Consider the following 21,091-nt stretch of genomic DNA (forward strand, 5'->3'; position numbering starts at 1 on the left):
GATTCACCTTCACTCTTTAAGCCAATGCTTAGCGAGCGGTTACTTCAGTAGCAGCGAAAAAGTAAGCGATTTCGCGAGCAGCAGCGGCTTCGGAATCCGAACCGTGAACAGCGTTGGCGTCGATGGATTCAGCGAAGTCAGCACGGATGGTGCCGGCAGCAGCTTCTTTAGGGTTGGTAGCGCCCATCAGCTCACGGTTCAGAGCGATAGCGTTTTCGCCTTCCAGAACCTGAACAACAACAGGACCGGAGATCATGAAGGCAACCAGGTCGCCGAAGAAACCACGAGCGCTGTGCTCAGCGTAGAAGCCTTCAGCTTCGGCTTTGGACAGTTGCTTGAGTTTCGAAGCTACAACCTTCAGGCCGGCTTTTTCGAAACGAGTGGTGATCTCGCCGATGACGTTTTTTGCAACAGCGTCAGGCTTGATGATGGAGAAAGTACGTTGAACAGCCATGGTGTAACTCCAGAAGCGGTAATTTACGAAAAATTAAACCCGCGAATTATACGCGGGTTCTTGGGTATTGCCTAACTGCGTAAAGGGGACTCAGTCTGCTTCTTCGATCCACAGGCCTTGAATCGCCTCCAGAACCTTTTCTCCACCCCGGTCGGGGATGTCGTCAAATTCGGGTAGCGCCATCACCAGATTGCGCAGCGTGACGAAGTTCACCGACAGAGGATCGACATCCGGATGGGCTTCAGCAAGCTGTATAGCGATTTCTTGTACATCAACCCATTTCAGGCTCATGACATTTCCTTGAATCAATGCGGCGCTTCGGCCGCATGGTTGAGCGAATATTTCGGAATTTCAACGGTGAGGTCTTCGGTCCCAACGATTGCCTGACAGCTCAGGCGCGATGTTGGCTCCAGGCCCCACGCTCTATCAAGATAGTCCTCTTCCAGCTCGTCAGCCTCTTCGAGGCTATCGAAACCTTCGCGGATGATGCAGTGACACGTGGTACAGGCGTTAACGCCGCCACAGGCACTCTCGATCTCGATGTGGTTGTCATGCGCGACGTCGAGAAGGGACTTGCCGGTCTCAGCCTCCACAACCATACCGTCCGGGCAATGCTCGGCGTGTGGCAGAAAAATGACCTGCGGCATCAGTTATTCCTCAATTTCATTCAGATTGCGACCCGCCAGGGCGGCTTTTACCGTCTGGTCCATACGACGGGCAGCAAAGGCATCGGTTACTTGCGAAAGGCGCTTGGTCTGTTGTTCGATGGCGTAACCATCGGTGCCTTTCATCAATTCGGCCAACTCCTGCATCTGCAGGTCGATGACCATGCGCTCTTCGGCGTCCAGCAAGCGCTCGCCGTCGACCTCAAGGGCACCCTGCACGGCTTCGAGCAGGCGCTGGGCGTCGACTTGCTGCTCACGCAACACACGGGCGACCTTGTCGTCACCGGCATATTGGAAGGAATCCTTGAGCATCCTGGCGATTTCGCCATCGGTCAGGCCGTAGGACGGCTTGACCTGGATGCTGGCCTCGACGCCCGAGCCCAATTCCCGTGCAGCCACGCTGAGCAAGCCGTCGGCGTCAACCTGGAAGGTCACGCGGATCTTCGCCGCACCCGCCACCATCGCCGGGATACCGCGCAATTCAAAGCGTGCCAGGGAACGGCAATCGCTGATCAGCTCGCGCTCACCTTGCAGCACATGAATCATCATGGCTGTCTGGCCATCTTTGTAGGTCGTGAAGTCCTGGGCGCGGGCGACGGGGATGGTGGTGTTACGCGGAATCACCTTTTCCATCAAGCCGCCCATGGTTTCCAGCCCCAGGGACAAAGGAATCACATCGAGCAGCAGCAACTCGCCGCCCTCGCGCTTGTTGCCGGCGAGGGTATCGGCCTGGATCGCCGCACCAATGGCGACCACTTGATCCGGGTCGATTTCCGTCAGCGGCTGACGCCCAAAGGCTTCGGCGACAGCTTCGCGAACACGCGGCACACGGGTCGAGCCACCCACCATGACCACCGCAGCAACGTCTTCCAGCTCGACACCGGAATCACGCACGGCACGGCGACAGGCCTTGAGGCTGCGAGCAACCATCGGCTCGATCAGCGCATCGAAGGTTTCGCGGCTCAACCGAGCCGACCAGGAACCGTAGGAGACTTCAACGCAAGCCGCGCCAGTCAAGGCTTCTTTGGCGGCACAGGCGGTCTGCAGCAAATTACGTTGCGCGCCCGGATCCAGATCGGCGGACAAGCCGGCGCTGCTGATAATCCAGCCAGCAATGGCGTGATCGAAGTCATCGCCACCCAGCGCGCTGTCACCACCGGTAGCCAGCACCTCGAACACGCCGCCGGTCAGGCGCAGGATCGAAATATCAAAGGTACCGCCGCCCAGGTCGTAAATCGCGACCAGGCCTTCGGCGTGCTGGTCAAGCCCGTAGGCCACGGCGGCCGCCGTCGGCTCATTGAGCAGGCGCAATACGTTGAGGCCGGCGAGTTTCGCCGCATCCTTGGTGGCTTGCCGCTGAGCGTCATCGAAATACGCCGGAACGGTGATCACCGCCCCGACCAATTCCCCACCCAAGGTGGTTTCGGCACGCTGGCGCAGCACCTTGAGAATTTCCGCCGACACTTCCACCGGGCTTTTCGGCCCCTGGACGGTGTCGATGAACGGCATGTGGGACTCACCACCGACAAAGTGGTACGGCAGTTGATCGCCCAATTGCTTGACGTCGGACAAACCACGACCCATCAGGCGCTTGACCGACAGCACGGTGTTCAGCGGGTCCGCAGACGCCGCCAGCCTGGCCGATTCGCCGACCTCGACGCAATCGGCGTGATATCGCACAGCAGACGGCAGGATAACCTGGCCATCGGCATCGGGCAGCGGCTCGGAAAGGCCGCTGCGCAATGCAGCAACCAGTGAATTGGTGGTACCCAAGTCGATACCCACCGCCAGGCGACGCTGGTGCGGTTGTGGACTTTGGCCGGGTTCGGCGATCTGCAGTAGAGCCATGGTAATCAGGTCTTATCTGTCTATCAGGCGTGCAATCGGGGCAGCACTGGGTTAATCGTCGAGGCGCTCTTCTAACTGGCGCACTTCGTAGGTGAGCTTGTCGAGGAACTGCATGCGCCGCATCAGGCGTTCGGCCTGTTCGCGCTGCGCTGCATCATCCCAACAGGCTGCGAAGCTTTCGTTGAGTTGGTCCTGGGCCACTTTCAGGCGACGCTTGAAGACCGCGACGCCCGCCAGATCGGCTTCGTCCTGCAGCTCTTCGAGTTCTTCGCGCCACTGCATCTGTTGCAGCAGGAAGTCCGGATCATGCACCGTGACTTCAAGCGGCAACTCGCCACCGTTCAACGCAAGCAGGTAACGCGCACGCTTAGGTGGGTTTTTCAGCGTCTGATAGGCTTCATTGAGGCTGGCCGACTGCTCCAGCGCCAACCGCTGCTCACGCTCGGAAGCGTCAGCGAAGCGGTCAGGATGCACCCCACGCGCCAGTTCACGATAGCGCGTGGCAAGCTGATCGAGATCCAGCCGAAAACTCGGCTGCAGGTCAAATAAAGCGAAATGACAAGGAGTACCCACAAATAGCCTCAGATGTTGAAGCTTTCGCCGCAGCCACATTCACCGCGCACGTTGGGGTTGTTGAACTTGAAGCCTTCGTTCAACCCTTCCTTGACAAAATCGAGCTCGGTGCCGTCCAGGTAGGTCAGGCTTTTCGGGTCGATGATCACTTTCTCGCCGTGACTTTCGAACACCTGATCTTCCGCCACCACCTCATCGACAAACTCCAGCACGTAGGCAAGGCCGGAACAGCCCGTGGTGCGAACACCCAGACGAATTCCCTCACCTTTACCGCGCCCATTCAGGGAGCGGCGAATGTGCTGCGCAGCCGCTTCTGTCATGCTGATAGCCATCGTTGACTCCTTACTCGTCGCCAAATTGCTTAGATCAAGCCTTTCTTCTGCTTGTAGTCGCGAACAGCCGCCTTGATGGCGTCTTCCGCGAGTACCGAGCAGTGGATTTTCACTGGCGGCAGGGCCAGTTCTTCGGCCAGTTGGGTGTTGCTGATAGTCACAGCCTCATCCAGGGTCTTGCCTTTCATCCATTCGGTCGCCAGGGAGCTGGAGGCGATGGCAGAACCGCAGCCGTAGGTCTTGAACTTGGCATCTTCGATAACGCCGTTGTCGTTGACCTTGATCTGCAGGCGCATTACGTCGCCGCACGCCGGGGCGCCGACCATGCCGGTGCCGACATCTGGGTCTTCCGCGTCCATCTTGCCGACGTTACGCGGGTTTTCGTAGTGGTCGATGACCTTTTCGCTATAAGCCATGGTACTGAATCCTCACTCATCAGGGCCGCTCTGGAACCCTGTAAAAACGCCTGCGTTTTCCGCCACGTTCCTACAGAGCTTGGGTGGCGGCTTCTATAGTTAGTGTGCCGCCCACTCGATCTTGGAGATATCGACACCGTCCTTGTACATGTCCCACAACGGCGACAAGGTACGCAGCTTGGTGACAGCCTCGCAGACTTTCTGCGCGGCGTAATCGACTTCTTCTTCGGTGGTGAAACGGCCGAACGTAAAGCGGATCGAGCTATGCGCCAACTCATCGTTGCGGCCCAGGGCGCGCAGGACGTAAGACGGCTCAAGGGAGGCCGAGGTGCAGGCCGAACCGGACGAAACCGCCAGATCCTTGAGCGCCATGATCAGCGACTCGCCTTCGACGTAGTTGAAGCTCAAATTCAAGTTGTGCGGTACGCGGGCGGTCATGCTGCCATTGACGTAGAGTTCTTCGAGGTTCTCGACCTGCTTGTAGAAACGCTCGTTCAACGCCTTGATGCGCACGTTTTCGGCAGCCATGTCTTCTTTGGCCACACGGAAGGCTTCGCCCATGCCAACGATCTGGTGGGTCGCCAGGGTGCCGGAACGCATGCCGCGCTCGTGTCCGCCGCCGTGCATGGTGGCTTCGATGCGCACGCGTGGCTTGCGGCTCACGTAGAGGGCGCCGATACCCTTGGGGCCGTAGGTTTTGTGCGCCGAGAACGACATCAGATCAACTTTCAGTTGGGACAGGTCGATGTCGACCTTACCGGTAGACTGCGCCGCGTCGACGTGCAGCAGCACGCCCTTGGAGCGGGTCAACTCGCCGATGGCCGCGATGTCGTTGATCGTGCCGATTTCGTTGTTCACGTGGATGACCGAAACCAGGATGGTGTCTTCACGCATCGCCGCTTCAATCATCGCTGGGGTCACGATGCCGTCGGTGGTCGGCTCGAGGTAGGTGACCTCAAACCCTTCACGTTCGAGTTGGCGCATGGTGTCGAGGACAGCCTTGTGCTCAATCTTGGTGGTGATCAGGTGCTTGCCTTTGGTGGCGTAGAAATGCGCCGCACCCTTGATTGCCAGGTTGTCGGACTCGGTGGCACCGGAAGTCCAGACGATTTCGCGTGGGTCGGCATTGACCAGGTCGGCGACCTGACGACGAGCGTTCTCGACCGATTCCTCGGCTTTCCAGCCGAATACGTGGGAACGGGAGGCAGGGTTGCCGAAGTTTCCGTCAACCAACAGGCATTCACTCATCTTTTGCGCAACACGCGGATCAACCGGGGTGGTCGCTGAGTAATCAAGGTAAATCGGCAATTTCATGGACTTTCTCCTAAATCAGGCTGGCTGGCGTGCCGTTAGCTCTGCGGCTGTCACTCGACGGCGGACGCTTCAATCTTGTCCAGAAGCGGCGCCCTGGTGTTGCATCGGCGCTGGTCCTGACGCTGGGCTACTTCTTGCACCTCACGGCGAGTTACAAGATCAGCCAAGCTGATACCACTCAAAAAATCATGAATCTGCAGGCTCAGGTCACACCACAAGTGGTGCGTCAGGCAGGTGTCGCCAGCATGGCAATCACCCAACCCCTGACACTTGGTGGCGTCGACGGATTCATTCACCGCGTCGATCACCTGTGCAACCTGGATACCCTGCATGTCGCGAGACAACTGATAACCGCCACCAGGACCGCGAACACTGGAAACCAGATTGCTGCGGCGCAACTTGGCGAACAGTTGCTCGAGGTAAGACAGGGAAATGCCTTGACGCTCGGAGATATCGGCCAGGGACACCGGGCCATTTTGCGCGTGCAAGGCCAGATCCAGCATGGCGGTCACCGCATATCGGCCTTTTGTAGTCAGTCTCATGGACAAATACCAAGGTGCTTCAGAATGGGAGCAATTATGCTATTCCCGAGTATTTAAGTCAACTATAAGACCTAGTACTTTAGTCAGGAATACCCGTAAAAAGGGCGCGCAAATCATAGCAGGAAGGGGCGGGGACGAACAGCAGGAACAAGGACGAACGGGAGTCGCAGACTAACGGAGAGCATATGTGGGAACGGGCTTGCTCGCGAACGCGCTGAATCAGTCGATATAGTCGGCGACTGACACTCCGAATTCGCGAGCAAGCCCGCTCCCACATGGGTTTGCGCTGCTCCCTGGGCCTCAACTGACCTTGGTGGTCGTCTCGTCCTTGATTTCGGCGAAATCTTCTTCGCGCAGCTCTGGAAGGTCTTTAGCGCAGTAGGTGCTGCCCAGCTCTTTCAGCGCCCCGCACATTCCGTCGAGCTTGCCATCCACCGCCTGCAGGTGATCGAGCAACTGGCCAATGGCGCGCGCCACCGGGTCGGGCATGTCTTCACCGACACCATAGGCATCGAAGCCGATCTTCTCGGCCATCGCCTTGCGCTTGGCTTCCTGCTCGTCGCCGACTTCCGGCTTGACGATGATCCGCCCCGGGATACCCACCACGGTCGCACCCGGCGGAACAGCCTTGGTGACCACCGCATTGGAGCCGATCTTGGCGCCCGCCCCGACAGTGAACGGGCCCAATACCTTGGCGCCCGCCCCCACTACCACGCCGTCCCCCAGGGTCGGGTGACGCTTGCCCTTATTCCAACTGGTGCCACCCAGGGTCACGCCCTGATAGAGAGTCACGTCATCGCCGATTTCAGCCGTTTCACCAATCACAATGCCCATGCCGTGGTCGATGAAGAAGCGACGCCCGACCTTGGCCCCCGGATGAATCTCGATCCCGGTCAGCCAGCGACCGAAGTTCGACACCAGTCGCGCCAGCCATTTCCAGCCCATGCCCCACAAGGCTCCCGACAGACGATGAATCCAGATCGCATGCATGCCCGGGTAGCAGGTCAGCACCTCGAAGGCGTTGCGCGCCGCCGGGTCACGATGGAAAACACTCTGGATATCTTCTCGCAAACGCTCGAACATTTTTTAATCCTTCCGCTTAAGAAGCTCGCCACGGGCCGCTTTCTGGGTTTCCGTGAGGATGCCACGCAATATGTTCATTTCTGCTCGACTGACTGAACTGCGCCCGTACAGTCGACGTAGGCGCGCCATCAAATGCCGTGGTTTTTCAGGATCGAGGAATTCGATGGACACCAGGGTCTGCTCCAGGTGCTCATAGAACCGCTCCAGCTCGTCCATGGTGGCCAATTCGCCACTTTTGGTCGACGCAACCTCTTCCTTTTCTACCTTGCTCGGCTGCCCTGCGGCTGCCAGCCAGGCCATACGCACCTCATAACTCAACACCTGCACCGCAGCCCCAAGATTCAACGAACTGAACTCGGGATCTGATGGAATATGCACGTGATAATGACATCGCTGCAGCTCCTCATTGGTCAAGCCGGAATCTTCACGACCGAACACCAGCGCGATTTCAGCACCATCGGTCGCCTCCTCGACCACTTTGGTCCCGCACTCGCGGGGATCAAGCAGCGGCCAAGGAATTCGACGGTCGCGAGCACTGGTGCCGAGCACCAGATTACAGCCGACCAAGACCTCTTCCAAAGTGGCGACGACCTGAGCTTTTTCAAGGATGTCATTGGCGCCGGATGCACGAGCATCAGCCTCATGGTGCGGAAACAGGCGCGGTTCAACCAGCACCAGGCGCGTCAGCCCCATGTTTTTCATGGCTCGCGCCACCCCACCGATATTGCCGGGGTGACTGGTATTGACCAAGACAACACGAATGTTCTGCAGCAAGGGAGGCGCTCTCGGACACGGGAAAGGGGAGCAAATCTTACAGAACCGCCTAAGGTTATGCCATGAAAGCGAACGTCGTCCTTCACCTGAAGAAAGTTTCTGCTAGAATGCTCGGCTTTCTTTAACAACCTTAGGTGACACATCCATGCAGCCCATGCTGAATATCGCGCTGCGCGCCGCCCGCAGCGCCAGTGAATTGATCTTCCGCTCCATCGAGCGCCTGGATACCATCAAGGTCGACGAAAAAGACGCCAAGGATTATGTGTCCGAGGTGGATCGCGCCGCCGAACAGAAAATCATCGACGCCCTGCGCAAGGCCTACCCTACTCACGGCATCCTCGGTGAAGAAACCGGCTTGCACAAAGGTAGCGGCGAAGGCGAAGACTACCTGTGGATCATCGACCCACTGGACGGCACCACCAACTTCCTGCGCGGCATCCCGCATTTTGCCGTGAGCATTGCCTGCAAATACCGCGGCCGTCTGGAACACGCCGTTGTACTGGATCCGGTTCGCCAGGAAGAATTCACCGCCAGCCGTGGCCGTGGCGCCCAGTTGAACGGTCGTCGCCTGCGCGTCAGCGGCCGCACCAGCCTGGACGGCGCCCTGCTGGGCACCGGCTTCCCGTTCCGCGATGACCAGATGGACAACCTGGAAAACTACCTGGGTATGTTCCGCGCCCTGGTTGGCCAGACCGCAGGCATCCGTCGCGCTGGCGCCGCCAGCCTCGACCTGGCCTATGTCGCCGCCGGTCGTTTTGATGCGTTCTGGGAGTCAGGCCTGTCGGAATGGGACATGGCGGCAGGCGCACTGCTGATTCAAGAAGCCGGCGGCCTGGTGAGCGACTTCACTGGCGGTCACGATTTCCTGGAAAAGGGTCACGTCGTAGCCGGCAACACCAAATGCTTCAAGGCGGTGCTGACGGCTATTCAGCCGCACCTGCCGGCTTCGCTGAAGCGCTAAGCGAGCAAGCACAAAAAAAGCACCTTTCGAGGTGCTTTTTTTTGCCTTGGATTTGCTTGCGCCTGAAATACCAGCCACACCACCAAGCACATGTGGGAAGAGGCTTGCTCCCGATTGCAGTAGGTCAGCGCCTAATCGACTGACTGACCCACCACTATCGGGAGCAAACCCCTTCCCACATTTTGAATTGCACAGCTTTTTGAATCTGCGCCAGGCCCGGAATTATTGCTGGTTTTGACCCAGGATCAGACGCCCTTCCTTATCCACCGGAATCTGCCCGCCTGGATCACGTTCCATACGCACCGTGCCTTCCTTGCCATCCAGGTTATAACGCACGTCATACCCGACAACCTTATCGCTGATGTCATTCACGGTGTTGCAGCGAGTCTGCGTGGTGGTGTAGGTATCACGGTTCTGCATACCTTCCTGCACCTTGTTACCGGCATAACCACCACCCACGGCGCCAGCCACGGTCGCGATCTTCTTGCCGCTACCACCACCGATCTGATTCCCCAGCAAGCCACCCGCCAGGGCACCGACCACAGTGCCGGCGATTTGATGCTGATCCTGCACCGGACGCTGCCGGGTCACGGTGACGTCCTTGCAGACCTCACGCGGTGTTTTGATCTGGGTCTTGACCGGCTGCACTGCCAGTACTTGCGCATACTCAGGGCCGCTTTTTACCAGGCTGTAGGTGGCGACAGCACCCCCGGCAGTCACACCGACAGCACCCAATACCGCACCAACCAGTAACGACTTGTTCACGTGAACCTCCTGACCATCACAAGCGGACCGAAACGTCCGCGCTATACCCAACCTTGGAGCAAAAAAAAAGGCGTGAGTTCAATTCTCACGCCCTCTTTTACGACAGCCGACCAACAAACGCCCATCAAGGACGGTCGTCAATCTCCTTGTCGGTCGCGACCGAAGGAATCAGGTCTTCGCTACTGAGGTCCAGCCAGATCAGCACCACGTTAGCGATGTAGATCGACGAGTAAGTACCCGCCAGCACACCGATGAACAGCGCCAGGGAGAAGCCCCACAGGTTGTCGCCACCGAAAATCATCAGTGCGCCGATCGCCAACAGCGTCGAGATCGACGTCGCCATGGTCCGCAGCAGGGTCTGGGTCGTGGAGATATTGATGTTCTCGATCAACGTCGCCTTGCGCAGCACCCGGAAGTTCTCGCGAACCCGGTCGAATACCACGATGGTGTCGTTGAGGGAATAACCAATGATCGCCAGTACCGCCGCCAATACGGTGAGGTCGAAGGTAATCTGGAAATACGCCAGGATACCCACGGTCACGATCACGTCGTGGATCAGCGAGACGATAGCGCCCACCCCGAACTTCCACTGAAAGCGGAAAGCCAGGTAGAGCATGATACCGCCCAACGCCAGCAGCATGCCGAGGCCGCCCTGGTCTCGCAGCTCTTCACCCACTTGCGGGCCTACGAATTCAACGCGCTTGACCGACGCTCGGTTGCCGTCGTCGACTTTCTGCAAGGCTTCGGCAACCTGATGCCCCAACTGCGGATCGTCGCCCGGCATACGCACCAGCAGATCGGTGGTCGCGCCAAAGCTTTGTACCACGGCTTCGTCGTAGCCGGCCTTGACCAGCTCGTTGCGCACCTGGGCAACGTCGGCCGGCTTCTCGTAGGTCAGCTCGATGAGCGTACCGCCGGTGAAGTCCAGACCGTAGTTCAGGCCCTTATGGAACCAGCTGAACAACGCCAGAACAGTAAGGAGCACGGTGACGCCGAACGCAACGTTGCGAACGCCCATGAAATTGATTGTACGTAACATGGCAGCCCCTTAAATCCACAACTTCTTGAAGTCACGTCCGCCAAAGATCAGGTTGACCATTGAACGGGTCACCATGATGGCCGTGAACATCGAGGTAAAGATACCCAGGGACATGGTCACCGCAAAACCTTTGACCGGGCCGGTGCCCATGGCAAAGAGAATCCCGCCGACCAGCAATGTGGTCAGGTTGGAGTCGAGAATTGCGGTAAATGCCCGGCCAAAGCCTTCGTTGATTGCGCGCTGCACGCTCATGCCCGCTGCAATCTCTTCGCGAATCCGCGAGAAGATCAGCACGTTGGCGTCCACCGCCATACCCATGGTGAGCACGATACCGGCGATACCTGGCAGGGTCAGTGTAGCCCCCAGCAGCGACATCAGGGCCAACAACAGCACCATGTTCACCGACAGCGCAACGGTCGCGATCAGGCCAAAGAAGCGGTAGATGGCGATGATGAACAACGACACGAACAGCATGCCCCACAGGGACGCATCGATACCCTTGGTGATGTTGTCAGCACCCAGGCTCGGACCGATCGTGCGTTCTTCGGCGAAGTACATCGGCGCCGCCAGGCCACCGGCACGCAGCAGCAGTGCCAGCTCCGACGATTCACCCTGGCCATTCAGGCCGGTGATCCGGAACTGAGCCCCCAGCGGCGACTGAATGGTCGCCAGGCTGATGATCTTCTTCTCTTCCTTGAAGGTCTGTACCGGCACGTCTTTCTCGACGCCGTCGACCATTTGCTTGGTGTAGGTGGTGACCGGACGCTGCTCGATGAAGATCACCGCCATGCTGCGACCGACGTTGCTGCGCGTCGCGCGGCTCATCAGTTCGCCACCGTGGCCATCCAGACGAATGTTCACTTCCGGCGTGCCTTGCTCGCCGAAACCAGCCTTGGCGTCAGTCACCTGATCGCCCGTGATGATCAGGCCACGCTCGATCTGGGCAGGCGGGCGATTGCCTTCGCGGAACTCGAATGTCTCGGACGTCGCCCGGGAAGCACCCGGCTCAGCCGCGAGACGGAACTCAAGGTTGGCCGTCTTGCCGAGGATCCGCTTGGCTTCCGCGGTGTCCTGCACGCCTGGCAACTCGACCACGATGCGATTGGCACCCTGACGCTGAACCAAAGGCTCGGCCACACCCAGCTCGTTGACGCGGTTACGTACCGTGGTCAAGTTCTGCTTGATGGAGTACTCACGGATTTCCGCCAGCTTGGCCGGGGTCATCGCCAGACGCAGCACCGGCTGACCATTGAGGTCGGCGGGAACAATGTCGAAATCATTGAAGTTCTTGCGAACCAGCGCACGGGCTTGTTCACGGACGGCTTCGTCGGCAAAGCCCAGCTGGATGGCACCGTTGAGCTGCGGCAGGCTGCGATAACGCAGGCGCTCTTTACGCAGCAGGCTCTTCACGTCACCTTCGTAGACCTTAAGGCGTGCGTCGAGGGCTTTGTCCATGTCCACTTCCAGCAGGAAGTGCACACCACCGGACAAGTCCAGGCCCAGCTTCATCGGATGCGCGCCAATGCTGCGCAGCCATTGCGGAGTAGTCTGTGCCAGGTTCAGCGCGACGACATAGTCATCCCCCATCACCTTGCGCACGACATCTTTGGCCGGCAATTGGTCTTCTTGCTTGGTCAGGCGCAACAAGCCGCCTTTCGCATCAGCCGCCAAGGTTGCCGCCTTGACCTGGATTCCCGCATCGACCAGCGCTTTGCTGGTGCGGTCCAGATCAGCCTGGGTGACCTGCAGCGCAGTGCTGGCGCCAGTGATCTGGATCGCCGGGTCATCAGGATAGAGATTGGGAGCGGAATAAATAAAACCGATCGCCAGCACCGCCAGGATCAGTACGTATTTCCACAGAGGGTATTTGTTCAGCATCACGCCGCCCGCTTATGACGCGGGGCGCCTTGCGCGCCCCGTCGATTGGTAAAGGTTGAAACTTAGATCGCTTTGAGCGTGCCTTTTGGCAGCGTGGCGGCGATGGCGCCTTTCTGGAACTTCATTTCAACGGTGTCGGAAACTTCCAGAACCACGAAAGCATCGGAAACCTTGGTGATCTTGCCAGCGATACCGCCGGTGGTGACCACTTCATCGCCTTTTTGCAGGCTGCCCAGCAGGTTCTTCTGCTCTTTGGCGCGCTTGGCCTGTGGACGCCAGATCATCAGGTAGAAGATGACCAGGAAGCCGACCAGGAAAATCCACTCGAAACCACCACCCATAGGGCCAGCGGCTGGTGCAGCGGCGTCAGCCATAGCGTTAGAGATAAAAAAGCTCATTTAGCACTCCAGTTGCAAATAGTGAATCTTAGGGTCGGGAAACTCAGTCCAAGGGCGGCACGGGCAGCCCGCGCTTGGCATAGAAGGCATCGACGAAGGCGGCCAATGTACCCTGTTGAATAGCCTCGCGCAAACCAGCCATCAGGACTTGGTAGTGACGCAAATTGTGGATGGTATTCAACATGCTACCCAGCATTTCCCCACACTTGTCCAGATGGTGCAGATAAGCACGGGAGAAGTTCTGGCAGGTATAGCAATCACAGGTGGGATCCAGCGGCGAATCATCATGGCGATGGAACGCGTTACGGATCTTCAGCACGCCTGTATCGATGAACAGATGCCCATTGCGGGCATTACGGGTTGGCATCACGCAATCGAACATGTCCACACCGCGGCGCACACCCTCTACGAGATCTTCCGGTTTGCCAACGCCCATAAGGTAACGAGGTTTGTCAGCCGGCATCAGGCCCGGCAGGTAATCCAGCACCTTGATCATCTCGTGCTTGGGTTCGCCCACCGACAAGCCGCCGATGGCCAGGCCGTCAAAGCCGATCTTGTCGAGGCCTTCCAGGGAGCGTTTGCGCAAGTTTTCATGCATGCCGCCCTGCACAATGCCGAACAACGCCGCGGTGTTGTCACCATGGGCATTCTTCGAACGCTGGGCCCAGCGCAGCGACAATTCCATCGAGACCCGCGCCACTTCTTCATCGGCCGGGTACGGCGTGCATTCGTCAAAGATCATCACGATGTCGGAACCCAGGTCACGCTGGACCTGCATCGACTCTTCCGGCCCCATGAACACTTTGGAGCCATCCACCGGCGAGGCGAAGGTCACGCCCTCCTCTTTGATCTTGCGCATGGCGCCCAGGCTGAACACCTGGAAACCACCGGAATCGGTGAGGATCGGGCCTTGCCACTTCATGAAGTCATGCAGGTCGCCGTGCTTTTTGATCACCTCAGTACCCGGGCGCAGCCACAGGTGAAAGGTGTTGCCCAGGATCATCTCGGCGCCGGTGGCGACGATGTCCCGGGGCAGCATGCCTTTGACCGTGCCGTAAGTGCCGACCGGCATGAACGCCGGGGTTTCGACGGTGCCACGCGGGAAGGTCAGGCGACCGCGACGGGCCTTGCCGTCGGTGGCCAGCAGTTCAAACGACATACGACTCATACTTGTTCCTCTGGGCCCGGTTCTTTAGGGGCAGTCGGCGCCGGATTGCGGGTGATAAACATCGCATCCCCGTAACTGAAAAAACGGTATCCGTTATCGATGGCGGCCTGGTAAGCAGCCATGGTTTGCGGGTAACCGGCAAATGCCGAGACCAGCATCAACAGCGTGGACTCCGGCAAATGGAAATTGGTCACCAGGGCATCGACCACATGAAACGGCCGGCCCGGGTAGATAAAGATATCGGTGTCGCCACTGAACGGCTTGAGCACACCGTCGCGCGCCGCACTTTCCAGGGAACGCACGCTGGTGGTGCCGACCGCCACCACTCGCCCGCCGCGCGCCCTGCACGCATTGACCGCGTCCACCACCTGCTGGCTGACCTCCAGCCATTCGCTGTGCATGTGGTGGTCTTCAATGTTATCCACACGCACCGGCTGAAACGTCCCGGCCCCCACGTGCAGCGTCACATAAGCCGTCTCGACGCCCTTGGCGGCAATCGACTCCAGCAATGGCTGATCGAAATGCAGCCCCGCCGTCGGTGCCGCTACCGCACCCAGTCGCTCGGAATACACCGTCTGGTAACGCTCGCGGTCCGCGTCTTCGTCGGGGCGGTCTATATAAGGAGGCAGCGGCATATGCCCGACCCGCTCTAGCAGCGGCAATACTTCTTCGGCGAACTTGAGTTCGAACAACGCATCATGGCGCGCCACCATCTGCGCCTCGCCACCGCCCTCGATCAAGATCGAAGAGCCCGGCTTCGGCGATTTGCTGGAGCGCACATGGGCCAGCACACGATGGCTGTCGAGCACCCGCTCGACCAGAATTTCCAGCTTGCCGCCGGACGCTTTCTGGCCAAACAGCCGCGCCGGAATCACCCGGGTATTGTTGAAGACCATCAAATCGCCTGGGCGCAAATGCTCAAGCAAATCAGTGAATTGACGGTGTGCAAGGGCACCGCTGACCCCGTCCAGGGTCAACAGTCGACTGGCGCGACGCTCGGCCAAAGGGTGGCGAGCGATCAGCGAATCAGGCAGTTCAAAAGTAAAGTCAGCAACGCGCATGATGGGGTTCGTCTAGCAGGGCCGGGAAGTCTAGCGGAAATAGTGAAAATAGACCATGAAACGTGATTGACCAACGGTAATCTCATCTCTATACTTCGCCGCCATTGAGCCCTGATGGCGGAATTGGTAGACGCGGCGGATTCAAAATCCGTTTTCGAAAGGAGTGGGAGTTCGAGTCTCCCTCGGGGCACCATCTTAAAGAAAGACCTTGAAATTCAAGGTCTTTTTTTTCGCCTGCAGAAAAGTGCACGCTGGCCTGCGCTGACTGGCATGGCCGCAATCACCACCAGAAAAAGCGCCTGTATTAGATTGAAAAGATTAACGCTAGGATGAGTCCATCAAGTAACGAGTCAGCCTCTCGAATCAATGGCAAACTCCGAACCAGCTTTCAATGAGGGCGGCACGAACTATACGAGCAGTGTCGCTTAAGGAATCAAGCAGCAATGAGCACAAAGAACCCCATCAGCCGGCTCACTATCAAGGGCTTCAAGTCCATCAAGAATCTTGAGGACCTGCACCTGGGTAGCTTGAACGTGTTGCTCGGCGCCAATGGTGCAGGCAAGAGCAGTTTCGTTTCTTACTTTCGCATGCTCAGCGAAATGATGGATTTGCGTCTGAAGAAGTGGGTAACCCAGCAAGGCTCGGCGGACCGTATCGTCAGCTTTGGAATAAAAGAAACTCAGAAAATTTTCTCCTACGTTCATTTCGGTCTCAACGGGTACGAGTTCGAGCTGGAACCGACCGTTGACGGAGACTTTGTTTTTTCCAATGAACGGCTTTTTTTCGACGGTCCCATGTACGGATCAGAATGGCTCACCCTCGGCTCAGGGCATCAAGAGACGCAGCTTAAATGGGCATTCGATTCTAAGAAATACCAAGCCCCCTATAAAAATAACGTGGTCGCGTACTGCTACGAGTCAATTTCGAGCTGGAAAGTTTTCCACTTCCATGACACCAGCGAAACCGCCAGTGTCAAACGCTTCGGCCCCGCCCATATCGACGACTACCTGCGCCCTGACGCCTCAAATCTGGCAGCCTACCTCTACCGCTTGTCCACCGAAACGCCAGAGATTTACGAACAAATCCGCAAAACGGTCCAGCTGGCAATTCCATTCTTCGACGATTTTGTGCTCCGGCCCGTGCTTATGGACACTCAAGAAGAACTGATCAACCTACGATGGCGCCAAAAGGACAGCGACTACACCTTCTGGCCCAGCCAGCTCTCAGACGGTTCAATTCGCTTCATGTGCCTGGTGACCGCCCTGCTCCAACCCGACCCGCCATCGACAATCATCATCGATGAGCCGGAACTAGGTCTGCATCCTTACGCAATCACTCTGCTGGGCTCACTGCTACGGTCCGCTTCCACACGAATGCAGGTGGTTGTTTCAACGCAGTCTGTCCCCCTGGTAAACGAGTTCTCTATCGACGACTTGATCATTGTCGAAAGAGAAAAGGGCGCGACCATCCTCAAACGGCTCGACGAAAAGGCGTTCGAAACATGGCTGGACGACTATTCGGTAGGCGAGCTATGGGAGAAAAATATCCTTGGCGGGAGGCCGCGCAAATGATTCGAGTCCACGTCATTTGCGAGGGCCAAACAGAAGAAATGTTCATCAACGAGGTGCTGGCACAGGCCTTTCAGCACCTAGGCATTTACTTGATGCCCGCACTGATCGGTAAACCAGGTCACAAAGGCGGAAACTTCCGCTTCGAGCGTCTGCTGACCGACGTAGAGAAGCGCCTTCTCGGAGATCGCCATGCCTACTGCACCACTTTTTTCGATTTCTACGGCCTACCTGAAGAGTTTCCCGGCAAGGCTGATGCAGGTAATAAAAACACCATGGGCGAAAAGGCCGATTGCCTGCTGGAAGCCATGGCGAAAAAGTTGGTGGATAAATTAGGTGATGAAGCCATGCGTCGATTCATTCCCTATGTGCAGATGTACGAGTTCGAAGGTTTGCTGTTCAGCTGTCCAAGGCGGCTTGCCGCTGGGATCAACCAACCAGCCCTTGAAGATAGATTTGTACACATACGAAATGAGTTTGAAACACCGGAAACTATCAACAACAGCCCGATGACAGCGCCGAGCAAACGACTCCAAAAACTTTACGCGGGCTATGACAAACCGCTGCACGGCTCGCTCGCCGCCATTGAAATCGGCCTGCCCGTGATCCGGGCACAATGCACTCGATTCGATACCTGGATCAGTCAGATGGAAGCCTTGCAGCCGTTAACTTAATTCCGCCGCGGGGCTACAAGGCACGGTTTATATAGAACGCACGAGTCTCCCTCGCGACACCATCTTAAAAAAAGACCTTGAAGTTCAAGGTCTTTTTTTCGTCTGTAGAAAAGTGGGTGGTCAGCTGAGTTGTTGTTCACCGCATACTATCCACCTGAAACACAATCTACTGTGGGAGTGGCTTGCCTGCAAAGACGCCTGCCCCAACACCCTCAAACCAGCCGCCTACACACCAACCCCTTCCACCTCCTCAATGACCCCATTCAGCAACATCCCATTCGCCAGATCATCCACCACCGCCTTCGCCATCCCCTCCAGGTAATGCGCGGCCCAGGCATAGCGATCGGCGCCTTTTTCCATGGCTGCATCCAACGCGAGCATTTTTGAACAGTGGAGAAGCTCGGAGACATATTCCAGGGCATCCCGAATGGGGACGCCGGAATTGACGCGGAATAGAGGGTGGTGGTTGGGCTGTTTGCCGCAAGTGGAAAAGGTGATGACGCCGAGGGTCTGGTTGAGAGGTGGATTGATCATTGGACACCTCCCGAATGGGTGGAGGTGTGGGTTGAGGGATTACGAGGGTACGACCTGTCAGAAACGTTCATTGCTTAAGCTCCTAATGTAGTGAGCTGCCACGTTCGTTTCTCATGCGAAGGGTGGCAGCTATGCGCGGGCTGAGAAACCGGGACAATAGGAACCCGGCAGACCCGAAGGTCTCCCACGCATAGCCGCCATGACACAGACATGCGAGCACAAAAAAGCGCCAACAGTCTAATGGATGGTGGCGCCTATGCGCCTATTGTTTCTCGGATTCTCAAGTCCGGTCGCTGGGATTGGTAGCGACGATGGAGAAGGTAGCGCAGGAGCGTCTGGGACTGAAAGTCGATATCTGTCGCGAAAAATTTCCGGCCGATAGGTCTAGGTCAAGCAATAGCCGGCAGGGGACGAAATTGTGGTCTGGGCCCGGCTCCTCTCTGCCGGTAGCCACAGAGGAGAGAGTCGGCACCCCAAAGCTGACGATGGCGACAGGCAGAAATCGACCAATTTCTGCCAGTGAGCATGGGTTGTAGCAGTACTCTCATGAATTACCGGTGCAGCGCTGTGGCCGTGACCCCATGCGCAGCGAGGACAAGATCTGCTGCTCGTTCGGCGATGACGACGCACGGCGCCATCGTGTTGCCAACGGTAATTCGCGGCATGATCGAGGCATCAGCGATGCGCAGTTTATCGATGCCATACACGCGCAGTTGATGGTCGACCACCGACATCGTATCTCGGCCCATTTTCGCGGTGCAGGACTGGTGCCAGTAAGTCACGGCAGAGCTGCGGATGAACTGCTCCATAGCGCGATGATCTTTCGGCCCGGGCACCACTTCGCGCTTGACCAGCCCGTTGAAGGCTTCGCTGTTACCGAGCGCCCTGCACAGGTCGATCGACGCATACGCCGCGGTCATATCCTCGGGCGCGCTCAGCGAGTTCGGCTCAATGAGTGGGGCATCCAGTGGCCCGGCACCCGACAGGCGCAAACGTCCTCGACTGGCAGGCCTGGCCAGCCCTGCGAACATTGTCCAGCCATGTTGTGGCGGCTCAATCGCGACCTCAGCCGGAGAGGGTACCGCAAACGCCAGCTGACACTGCAACAGGTCCGGGACATCCAGACGACTGTCACTTTTCCAGTACAACGTGGTTTCGCACCCGCCGCTACCGACTGCCTGGGGTTGCAGGTACTCCCACGTACAGCCAAAGGCGAGATGGTCCTGAAGATTCTGGCCCACACCGGGAAGGTGATTGGTCAGTGCGATGCCGTGGTTTCGCAGTTCATCTTCCGGGCCGATTCCCGATTGCATAAGCACCTTGGGTGTTTGCACCGCGCCCATGGACAAAATGACCTCGGCTGCGGCATAGAAGCACTGCCGTTCGCCTGCGATCACCACTTCGACACCGATAGCCCGTGTGCCGATAAGCAATACACGGGTCACCAATGCCCCTGTCAGAACCGTCAAGTTCGGATAGTGCAAGCGTGGCCGGATGTAGGAGTCGTAAACGGATTCGCGCTTGCCCTGGTTAATGCGCAGGTCGGTAATCGCGACCCCGCCCGGACCTTCCATCATCTCGCCATTGGGACTGTCGAATCGGGGGATACCCAGACGGCTGGCCGCCTCCAGGGTTGCCCACGCGAGGGGTTGAGGCGTGGCCGGCTGTTCGACATGCACGGGGCCACCTGAACCACGCCGAGTAGCATCAGGGCGGCCTTGCCAGTTCTCGATCCTGCGGTAGTAATTGAGTATCGAATCGTAGCCCCAGGCCGGGTCGCCGGACTCGGCAGCGAAATGGTCCCAATCGGAGCGGTGCCCGCGCGACCAGACCATCACATTGATGCTGGAGCCACCGCCGAGTCCCTTACCCATGTTCAGGGATAGCCGTCGGCCATTGAGGTGTGGATTGGGTTGCGCCTCGAATGCCCAGTCGCGCGTTGAACCGAGGTTCATCGGCCATTGCGCCGGTTCGGTAACCTCGGGGCCCGAGTACCCCTCGCCCGCTTCAATCAGCAAGACGCGTGCGCTTTTCTGATCGGCAAGACGGGCAGCGACCACGCAGCCCGACGTACCGGCACCACACACAATGAAGTCATAGTCTTGCTCATCCAGATGATTCATGCGGACACTCCGTATCGATGTAGCGATTGAGTTAGCGGTTAGCAGTGGCGTCATTTCCCTGCGATCACTGCTCGTCAACGCTGTGCACGGCCTTAAGAATCACTGCGGCGACCTCGGCCGGCTGCGACTGCTGGGGAATATGGCTGGAGTGCACCTCTGCAAGGGTGGCACCGATACGCTTGGCGGCAGAGCGTTGGACGTCGGGGTGGATCATCCGGTCTTCTGTGGCGAGCAGATACCAGGACGGTTTGGTCTTCCAGGACGACACGGTCGTTTTATCTTCGAAGGCAGATGCCTTGATCGGACCTTGCGTGGCGGCCATGACGGCGGTCTGCGCTGCCGGGAGGTCCTGGGCGAAGTCCTCGGCCATGCCTTGCGGCGTCAAATAGAGGAAACCGTTGCCGTCTGCCTTGATCTGACTGATGCCAGGTGGCGTGGGCGCGCCTTTACCTTGTTCGCCGCTGGTTTGCCCGGCCTCTGGCGCGAAGGCGGCGACATACACCAGCGCGCTGACCTTCGGGTCGCTACCGGCCTCGGTAATCACGGTGCCGCCCCAAGAGTGCCCGACTAGCACCACCTTGCCCTGCTGGTTGCTCAACGCGCGGCGCGTAGCGGCAACATCGTCGGCAAGCGAGGTGAGCGGGTTTTGCACAACCGTAACGGGCACCCCTTGGGCTTGGAGCAGTGGCACCACTTTGGCCCAGTCGGAGCCGTCGGCGAACGCACCGTGTACGATCACCACGGAGGGTGTTGTATCCTGCGCGTGGCTGGCGCTTGCGATGAAGGTACCGGCTAGGGCAAAGGCGACGGTAGCGACTTTCGATTTGAATGTTTTCATTGGATGAGCTCTGTTCGGGAGTTCAAATTCTGCTGACTAGCCTGCGTTTTGGGCATCGGTCAATTATCCGACCCCAGGACATT

23 protein-coding genes and 1 tRNA gene are annotated in these 21,091 nt (G+C 58.2%); 4 read left to right on the plus strand and 20 right to left on the minus strand.

The window, feature by feature from the left end; genetic code table 11:
* Positions 1 to 28: 28 nt before the first annotated feature.
* The 11 genes from ndk to trmJ all read right to left on the minus strand — a co-directional run bounded on the left by ndk (position 29) and on the right by trmJ (position 8,001).
* Entirely contained in the window at positions 29 to 454 is a 426-nt protein-coding gene (gene ndk, locus BLU75_RS17435) for a nucleoside-diphosphate kinase (protein ID WP_060754319.1), read from the minus strand.
* A gap of 90 nt (positions 455 to 544) precedes the next feature.
* Positions 545 to 745, minus strand: coding sequence for a Fe-S cluster assembly protein IscX (gene iscX / locus BLU75_RS17440; RefSeq protein WP_016779607.1), 201 nt, complete (start codon positions 743 to 745; stop codon positions 545 to 547).
* Between the two features lie 14 nt (positions 746 to 759).
* Entirely contained in the window at positions 760 to 1,101 is a 342-nt protein-coding gene (gene fdx, locus BLU75_RS17445; protein WP_084380029.1) for an ISC system 2Fe-2S type ferredoxin, read from the minus strand.
* A gap of 3 nt (positions 1,102 to 1,104) precedes the next feature.
* Positions 1,105 to 2,967 (minus strand): Fe-S protein assembly chaperone HscA, encoded by a 1,863-nt coding sequence (hscA, locus tag BLU75_RS17450; protein ID WP_084380028.1) that lies wholly within the window; start codon positions 2,965 to 2,967, stop codon positions 1,105 to 1,107.
* A 51-nt stretch (positions 2,968 to 3,018) separates the two neighbouring features.
* Positions 3,019 to 3,540 (minus strand): co-chaperone HscB, encoded by a 522-nt coding sequence (hscB, locus tag BLU75_RS17455; RefSeq protein WP_084380027.1) that lies wholly within the window; start codon positions 3,538 to 3,540, stop codon positions 3,019 to 3,021.
* Between the two features lie 8 nt (positions 3,541 to 3,548).
* Positions 3,549 to 3,872 carry an iron-sulfur cluster assembly protein IscA gene (iscA, locus tag BLU75_RS17460; protein ID WP_003175963.1) on the minus strand — a complete coding sequence of 108 codons (324 nt, stop codon included), beginning with the start codon at positions 3,870 to 3,872 and terminating at the stop codon, positions 3,549 to 3,551.
* A gap of 29 nt (positions 3,873 to 3,901) precedes the next feature.
* Positions 3,902 to 4,288: a Fe-S cluster assembly scaffold IscU gene (gene iscU, locus BLU75_RS17465; protein ID WP_010207899.1), complete on the minus strand. Its 387-nt coding sequence runs from the start codon at positions 4,286 to 4,288 to the stop codon at positions 3,902 to 3,904.
* A 99-nt stretch (positions 4,289 to 4,387) separates the two neighbouring features.
* On the minus strand, positions 4,388 to 5,602 hold the full coding sequence (locus BLU75_RS17470; protein WP_084380026.1) for an IscS subfamily cysteine desulfurase: 1,215 nt from the start codon (positions 5,600 to 5,602) through the stop codon (positions 4,388 to 4,390).
* Positions 5,603 to 5,652: 50 nt separating this feature from the next.
* On the minus strand, positions 5,653 to 6,144 hold the full coding sequence (gene iscR / locus BLU75_RS17475; RefSeq protein ID WP_084380025.1) for a Fe-S cluster assembly transcriptional regulator IscR: 492 nt from the start codon (positions 6,142 to 6,144) through the stop codon (positions 5,653 to 5,655).
* 300 nt (positions 6,145 to 6,444) lie between these two features.
* Positions 6,445 to 7,227, minus strand: coding sequence for a serine O-acetyltransferase (gene cysE / locus BLU75_RS17480; protein WP_084380024.1), 783 nt, complete (start codon positions 7,225 to 7,227; stop codon positions 6,445 to 6,447).
* A gap of 3 nt (positions 7,228 to 7,230) precedes the next feature.
* The gene (gene trmJ / locus BLU75_RS17485; RefSeq protein ID WP_084380023.1) at positions 7,231 to 8,001 is read right to left on the minus strand and encodes a tRNA (cytosine(32)/uridine(32)-2'-O)-methyltransferase TrmJ; all 771 of its coding nucleotides are present in this window, start codon (positions 7,999 to 8,001) and stop codon (positions 7,231 to 7,233) included.
* Between the two features lie 145 nt (positions 8,002 to 8,146).
* On the opposite strand from trmJ, the gene suhB reads away from it, so the two are divergent.
* Positions 8,147 to 8,962: a type III secretion system regulator SuhB gene (suhB, locus tag BLU75_RS17490; protein ID WP_003175971.1), complete on the plus strand. Its 816-nt coding sequence runs from the start codon at positions 8,147 to 8,149 to the stop codon at positions 8,960 to 8,962.
* Between the two features lie 222 nt (positions 8,963 to 9,184).
* Here the strand turns inward: suhB and BLU75_RS17495 are convergent, their stop codons facing one another.
* From BLU75_RS17495 to queA, 6 genes are all read right to left on the minus strand, one after another.
* The gene (locus BLU75_RS17495) at positions 9,185 to 9,727 is read right to left on the minus strand and encodes a glycine zipper 2TM domain-containing protein (protein WP_084380022.1); all 543 of its coding nucleotides are present in this window, start codon (positions 9,725 to 9,727) and stop codon (positions 9,185 to 9,187) included.
* A gap of 124 nt (positions 9,728 to 9,851) precedes the next feature.
* Positions 9,852 to 10,766, minus strand: coding sequence for a protein translocase subunit SecF (gene secF, locus BLU75_RS17500; RefSeq protein ID WP_084380021.1), 915 nt, complete (start codon positions 10,764 to 10,766; stop codon positions 9,852 to 9,854).
* Between the two features lie 9 nt (positions 10,767 to 10,775).
* Positions 10,776 to 12,644: a protein translocase subunit SecD gene (gene secD / locus BLU75_RS17505; RefSeq protein ID WP_084380020.1), complete on the minus strand. Its 1,869-nt coding sequence runs from the start codon at positions 12,642 to 12,644 to the stop codon at positions 10,776 to 10,778.
* A gap of 62 nt (positions 12,645 to 12,706) precedes the next feature.
* Positions 12,707 to 13,042, minus strand: coding sequence for a preprotein translocase subunit YajC (yajC, locus tag BLU75_RS17510; RefSeq protein ID WP_084380019.1), 336 nt, complete (start codon positions 13,040 to 13,042; stop codon positions 12,707 to 12,709).
* A gap of 43 nt (positions 13,043 to 13,085) precedes the next feature.
* A complete protein-coding gene (gene tgt / locus BLU75_RS17515) occupies positions 13,086 to 14,201 on the minus strand; it encodes a tRNA guanosine(34) transglycosylase Tgt (protein WP_167413914.1) in 1,116 nt (371 codons plus the stop codon).
* Positions 14,202 to 14,206: 5 nt separating this feature from the next.
* Positions 14,207 to 15,271 (minus strand): tRNA preQ1(34) S-adenosylmethionine ribosyltransferase-isomerase QueA, encoded by a 1,065-nt coding sequence (gene queA / locus BLU75_RS17520; protein ID WP_084380017.1) that lies wholly within the window; start codon positions 15,269 to 15,271, stop codon positions 14,207 to 14,209.
* 108 nt (positions 15,272 to 15,379) lie between these two features.
* Between queA and BLU75_RS17525 the strand changes: the two genes are divergently transcribed.
* The 3 genes from BLU75_RS17525 (at position 15,380) to BLU75_RS17535 (ending at position 17,513) form a co-directional block, all read left to right on the plus strand.
* A tRNA-Leu gene (locus tag BLU75_RS17525) sits at positions 15,380 to 15,464 on the plus strand.
* Positions 15,465 to 15,714: 250 nt separating this feature from the next.
* Positions 15,715 to 16,842 (plus strand): AAA family ATPase, encoded by a 1,128-nt coding sequence (locus BLU75_RS17530; protein WP_084380015.1) that lies wholly within the window; start codon positions 15,715 to 15,717, stop codon positions 16,840 to 16,842.
* Complete coding sequence (locus BLU75_RS17535) at positions 16,839 to 17,513, plus strand: DUF4276 family protein (protein ID WP_084380014.1); 675 nt, start codon at positions 16,839 to 16,841, stop codon at positions 17,511 to 17,513. The genes BLU75_RS17530 and BLU75_RS17535 overlap by 4 nt, the downstream gene beginning before the upstream one ends.
* Before the next feature lie 225 nt (positions 17,514 to 17,738).
* Here BLU75_RS17535 and BLU75_RS17540 read toward each other — a convergent pair whose 3' ends face one another.
* The 3 genes from BLU75_RS17540 to BLU75_RS17550 all read right to left on the minus strand — a co-directional run bounded on the left by BLU75_RS17540 (position 17,739) and on the right by BLU75_RS17550 (position 21,008).
* The gene (locus BLU75_RS17540; RefSeq protein ID WP_084380013.1) at positions 17,739 to 18,047 is read right to left on the minus strand and encodes a DUF3077 domain-containing protein; all 309 of its coding nucleotides are present in this window, start codon (positions 18,045 to 18,047) and stop codon (positions 17,739 to 17,741) included.
* Between the two features lie 551 nt (positions 18,048 to 18,598).
* A complete protein-coding gene (locus tag BLU75_RS17545) occupies positions 18,599 to 20,170 on the minus strand; it encodes a GMC family oxidoreductase (protein WP_084380011.1) in 1,572 nt (523 codons plus the stop codon).
* A gap of 64 nt (positions 20,171 to 20,234) precedes the next feature.
* Positions 20,235 to 21,008 carry an alpha/beta fold hydrolase gene (locus BLU75_RS17550; protein ID WP_084380009.1) on the minus strand — a complete coding sequence of 258 codons (774 nt, stop codon included), beginning with the start codon at positions 21,006 to 21,008 and terminating at the stop codon, positions 20,235 to 20,237.
* Between the last annotated feature and the right edge of the window lie 83 nt (positions 21,009 to 21,091).

Source organism: Pseudomonas mucidolens, from assembly GCF_900106045.1.
GTDB lineage: Bacteria > Pseudomonadota > Gammaproteobacteria > Pseudomonadales > Pseudomonadaceae > Aquipseudomonas > Aquipseudomonas mucidolens.

Excerpts from the sequence above, each read along its gene's own strand:
- BLU75_RS17540 (WP_084380013.1), bottom strand. The coding sequence starts at position 18,047 with ATGATCAATCCACCTCTCAACCAGACCCTCGGCGTCATCACCTTTTCC.
- iscA (WP_003175963.1), bottom strand. The coding sequence starts at position 3,872 with ATGGCTATCAGCATGACAGAAGCGGCTGCGCAGCACATTCGCCGCTCC.
- BLU75_RS17545 (WP_084380011.1), bottom strand. The coding sequence starts at position 20,170 with ATGAATCATCTGGATGAGCAAGACTATGACTTCATTGTGTGTGGTGCC.
- secD (WP_084380020.1), bottom strand. The coding sequence starts at position 12,644 with ATGCTGAACAAATACCCTCTGTGGAAATACGTACTGATCCTGGCGGTG.
- tgt (WP_167413914.1), bottom strand. The coding sequence starts at position 14,201 with ATGTCGTTTGAACTGCTGGCCACCGACGGCAAGGCCCGTCGCGGTCGC.
- cysE (WP_084380024.1), bottom strand. The coding sequence starts at position 7,227 with ATGTTCGAGCGTTTGCGAGAAGATATCCAGAGTGTTTTCCATCGTGAC.
- BLU75_RS17535 (WP_084380014.1), top strand. The coding sequence starts at position 16,839 with ATGATTCGAGTCCACGTCATTTGCGAGGGCCAAACAGAAGAAATGTTC.
- BLU75_RS17530 (WP_084380015.1), top strand. The coding sequence starts at position 15,715 with ATGAGCACAAAGAACCCCATCAGCCGGCTCACTATCAAGGGCTTCAAG.
- iscR (WP_084380025.1), bottom strand. The coding sequence starts at position 6,144 with ATGAGACTGACTACAAAAGGCCGATATGCGGTGACCGCCATGCTGGAT.
- iscX (WP_016779607.1), bottom strand. The coding sequence starts at position 745 with ATGAGCCTGAAATGGGTTGATGTACAAGAAATCGCTATACAGCTTGCT.
- yajC (WP_084380019.1), bottom strand. The coding sequence starts at position 13,042 with ATGAGCTTTTTTATCTCTAACGCTATGGCTGACGCCGCTGCACCAGCC.
- fdx (WP_084380029.1), bottom strand. The coding sequence starts at position 1,101 with ATGCCGCAGGTCATTTTTCTGCCACACGCCGAGCATTGCCCGGACGGT.
- secF (WP_084380021.1), bottom strand. The coding sequence starts at position 10,766 with ATGTTACGTACAATCAATTTCATGGGCGTTCGCAACGTTGCGTTCGGC.
- queA (WP_084380017.1), bottom strand. The coding sequence starts at position 15,271 with ATGCGCGTTGCTGACTTTACTTTTGAACTGCCTGATTCGCTGATCGCT.
- iscU (WP_010207899.1), bottom strand. The coding sequence starts at position 4,288 with ATGGCTTATAGCGAAAAGGTCATCGACCACTACGAAAACCCGCGTAAC.
- hscA (WP_084380028.1), bottom strand. The coding sequence starts at position 2,967 with ATGGCTCTACTGCAGATCGCCGAACCCGGCCAAAGTCCACAACCGCAC.
- BLU75_RS17550 (WP_084380009.1), bottom strand. The coding sequence starts at position 21,008 with ATGAAAACATTCAAATCGAAAGTCGCTACCGTCGCCTTTGCCCTAGCC.
- ndk (WP_060754319.1), bottom strand. The coding sequence starts at position 454 with ATGGCTGTTCAACGTACTTTCTCCATCATCAAGCCTGACGCTGTTGCA.
- BLU75_RS17470 (WP_084380026.1), bottom strand. The coding sequence starts at position 5,602 with ATGAAATTGCCGATTTACCTTGATTACTCAGCGACCACCCCGGTTGAT.
- suhB (WP_003175971.1), top strand. The coding sequence starts at position 8,147 with ATGCAGCCCATGCTGAATATCGCGCTGCGCGCCGCCCGCAGCGCCAGT.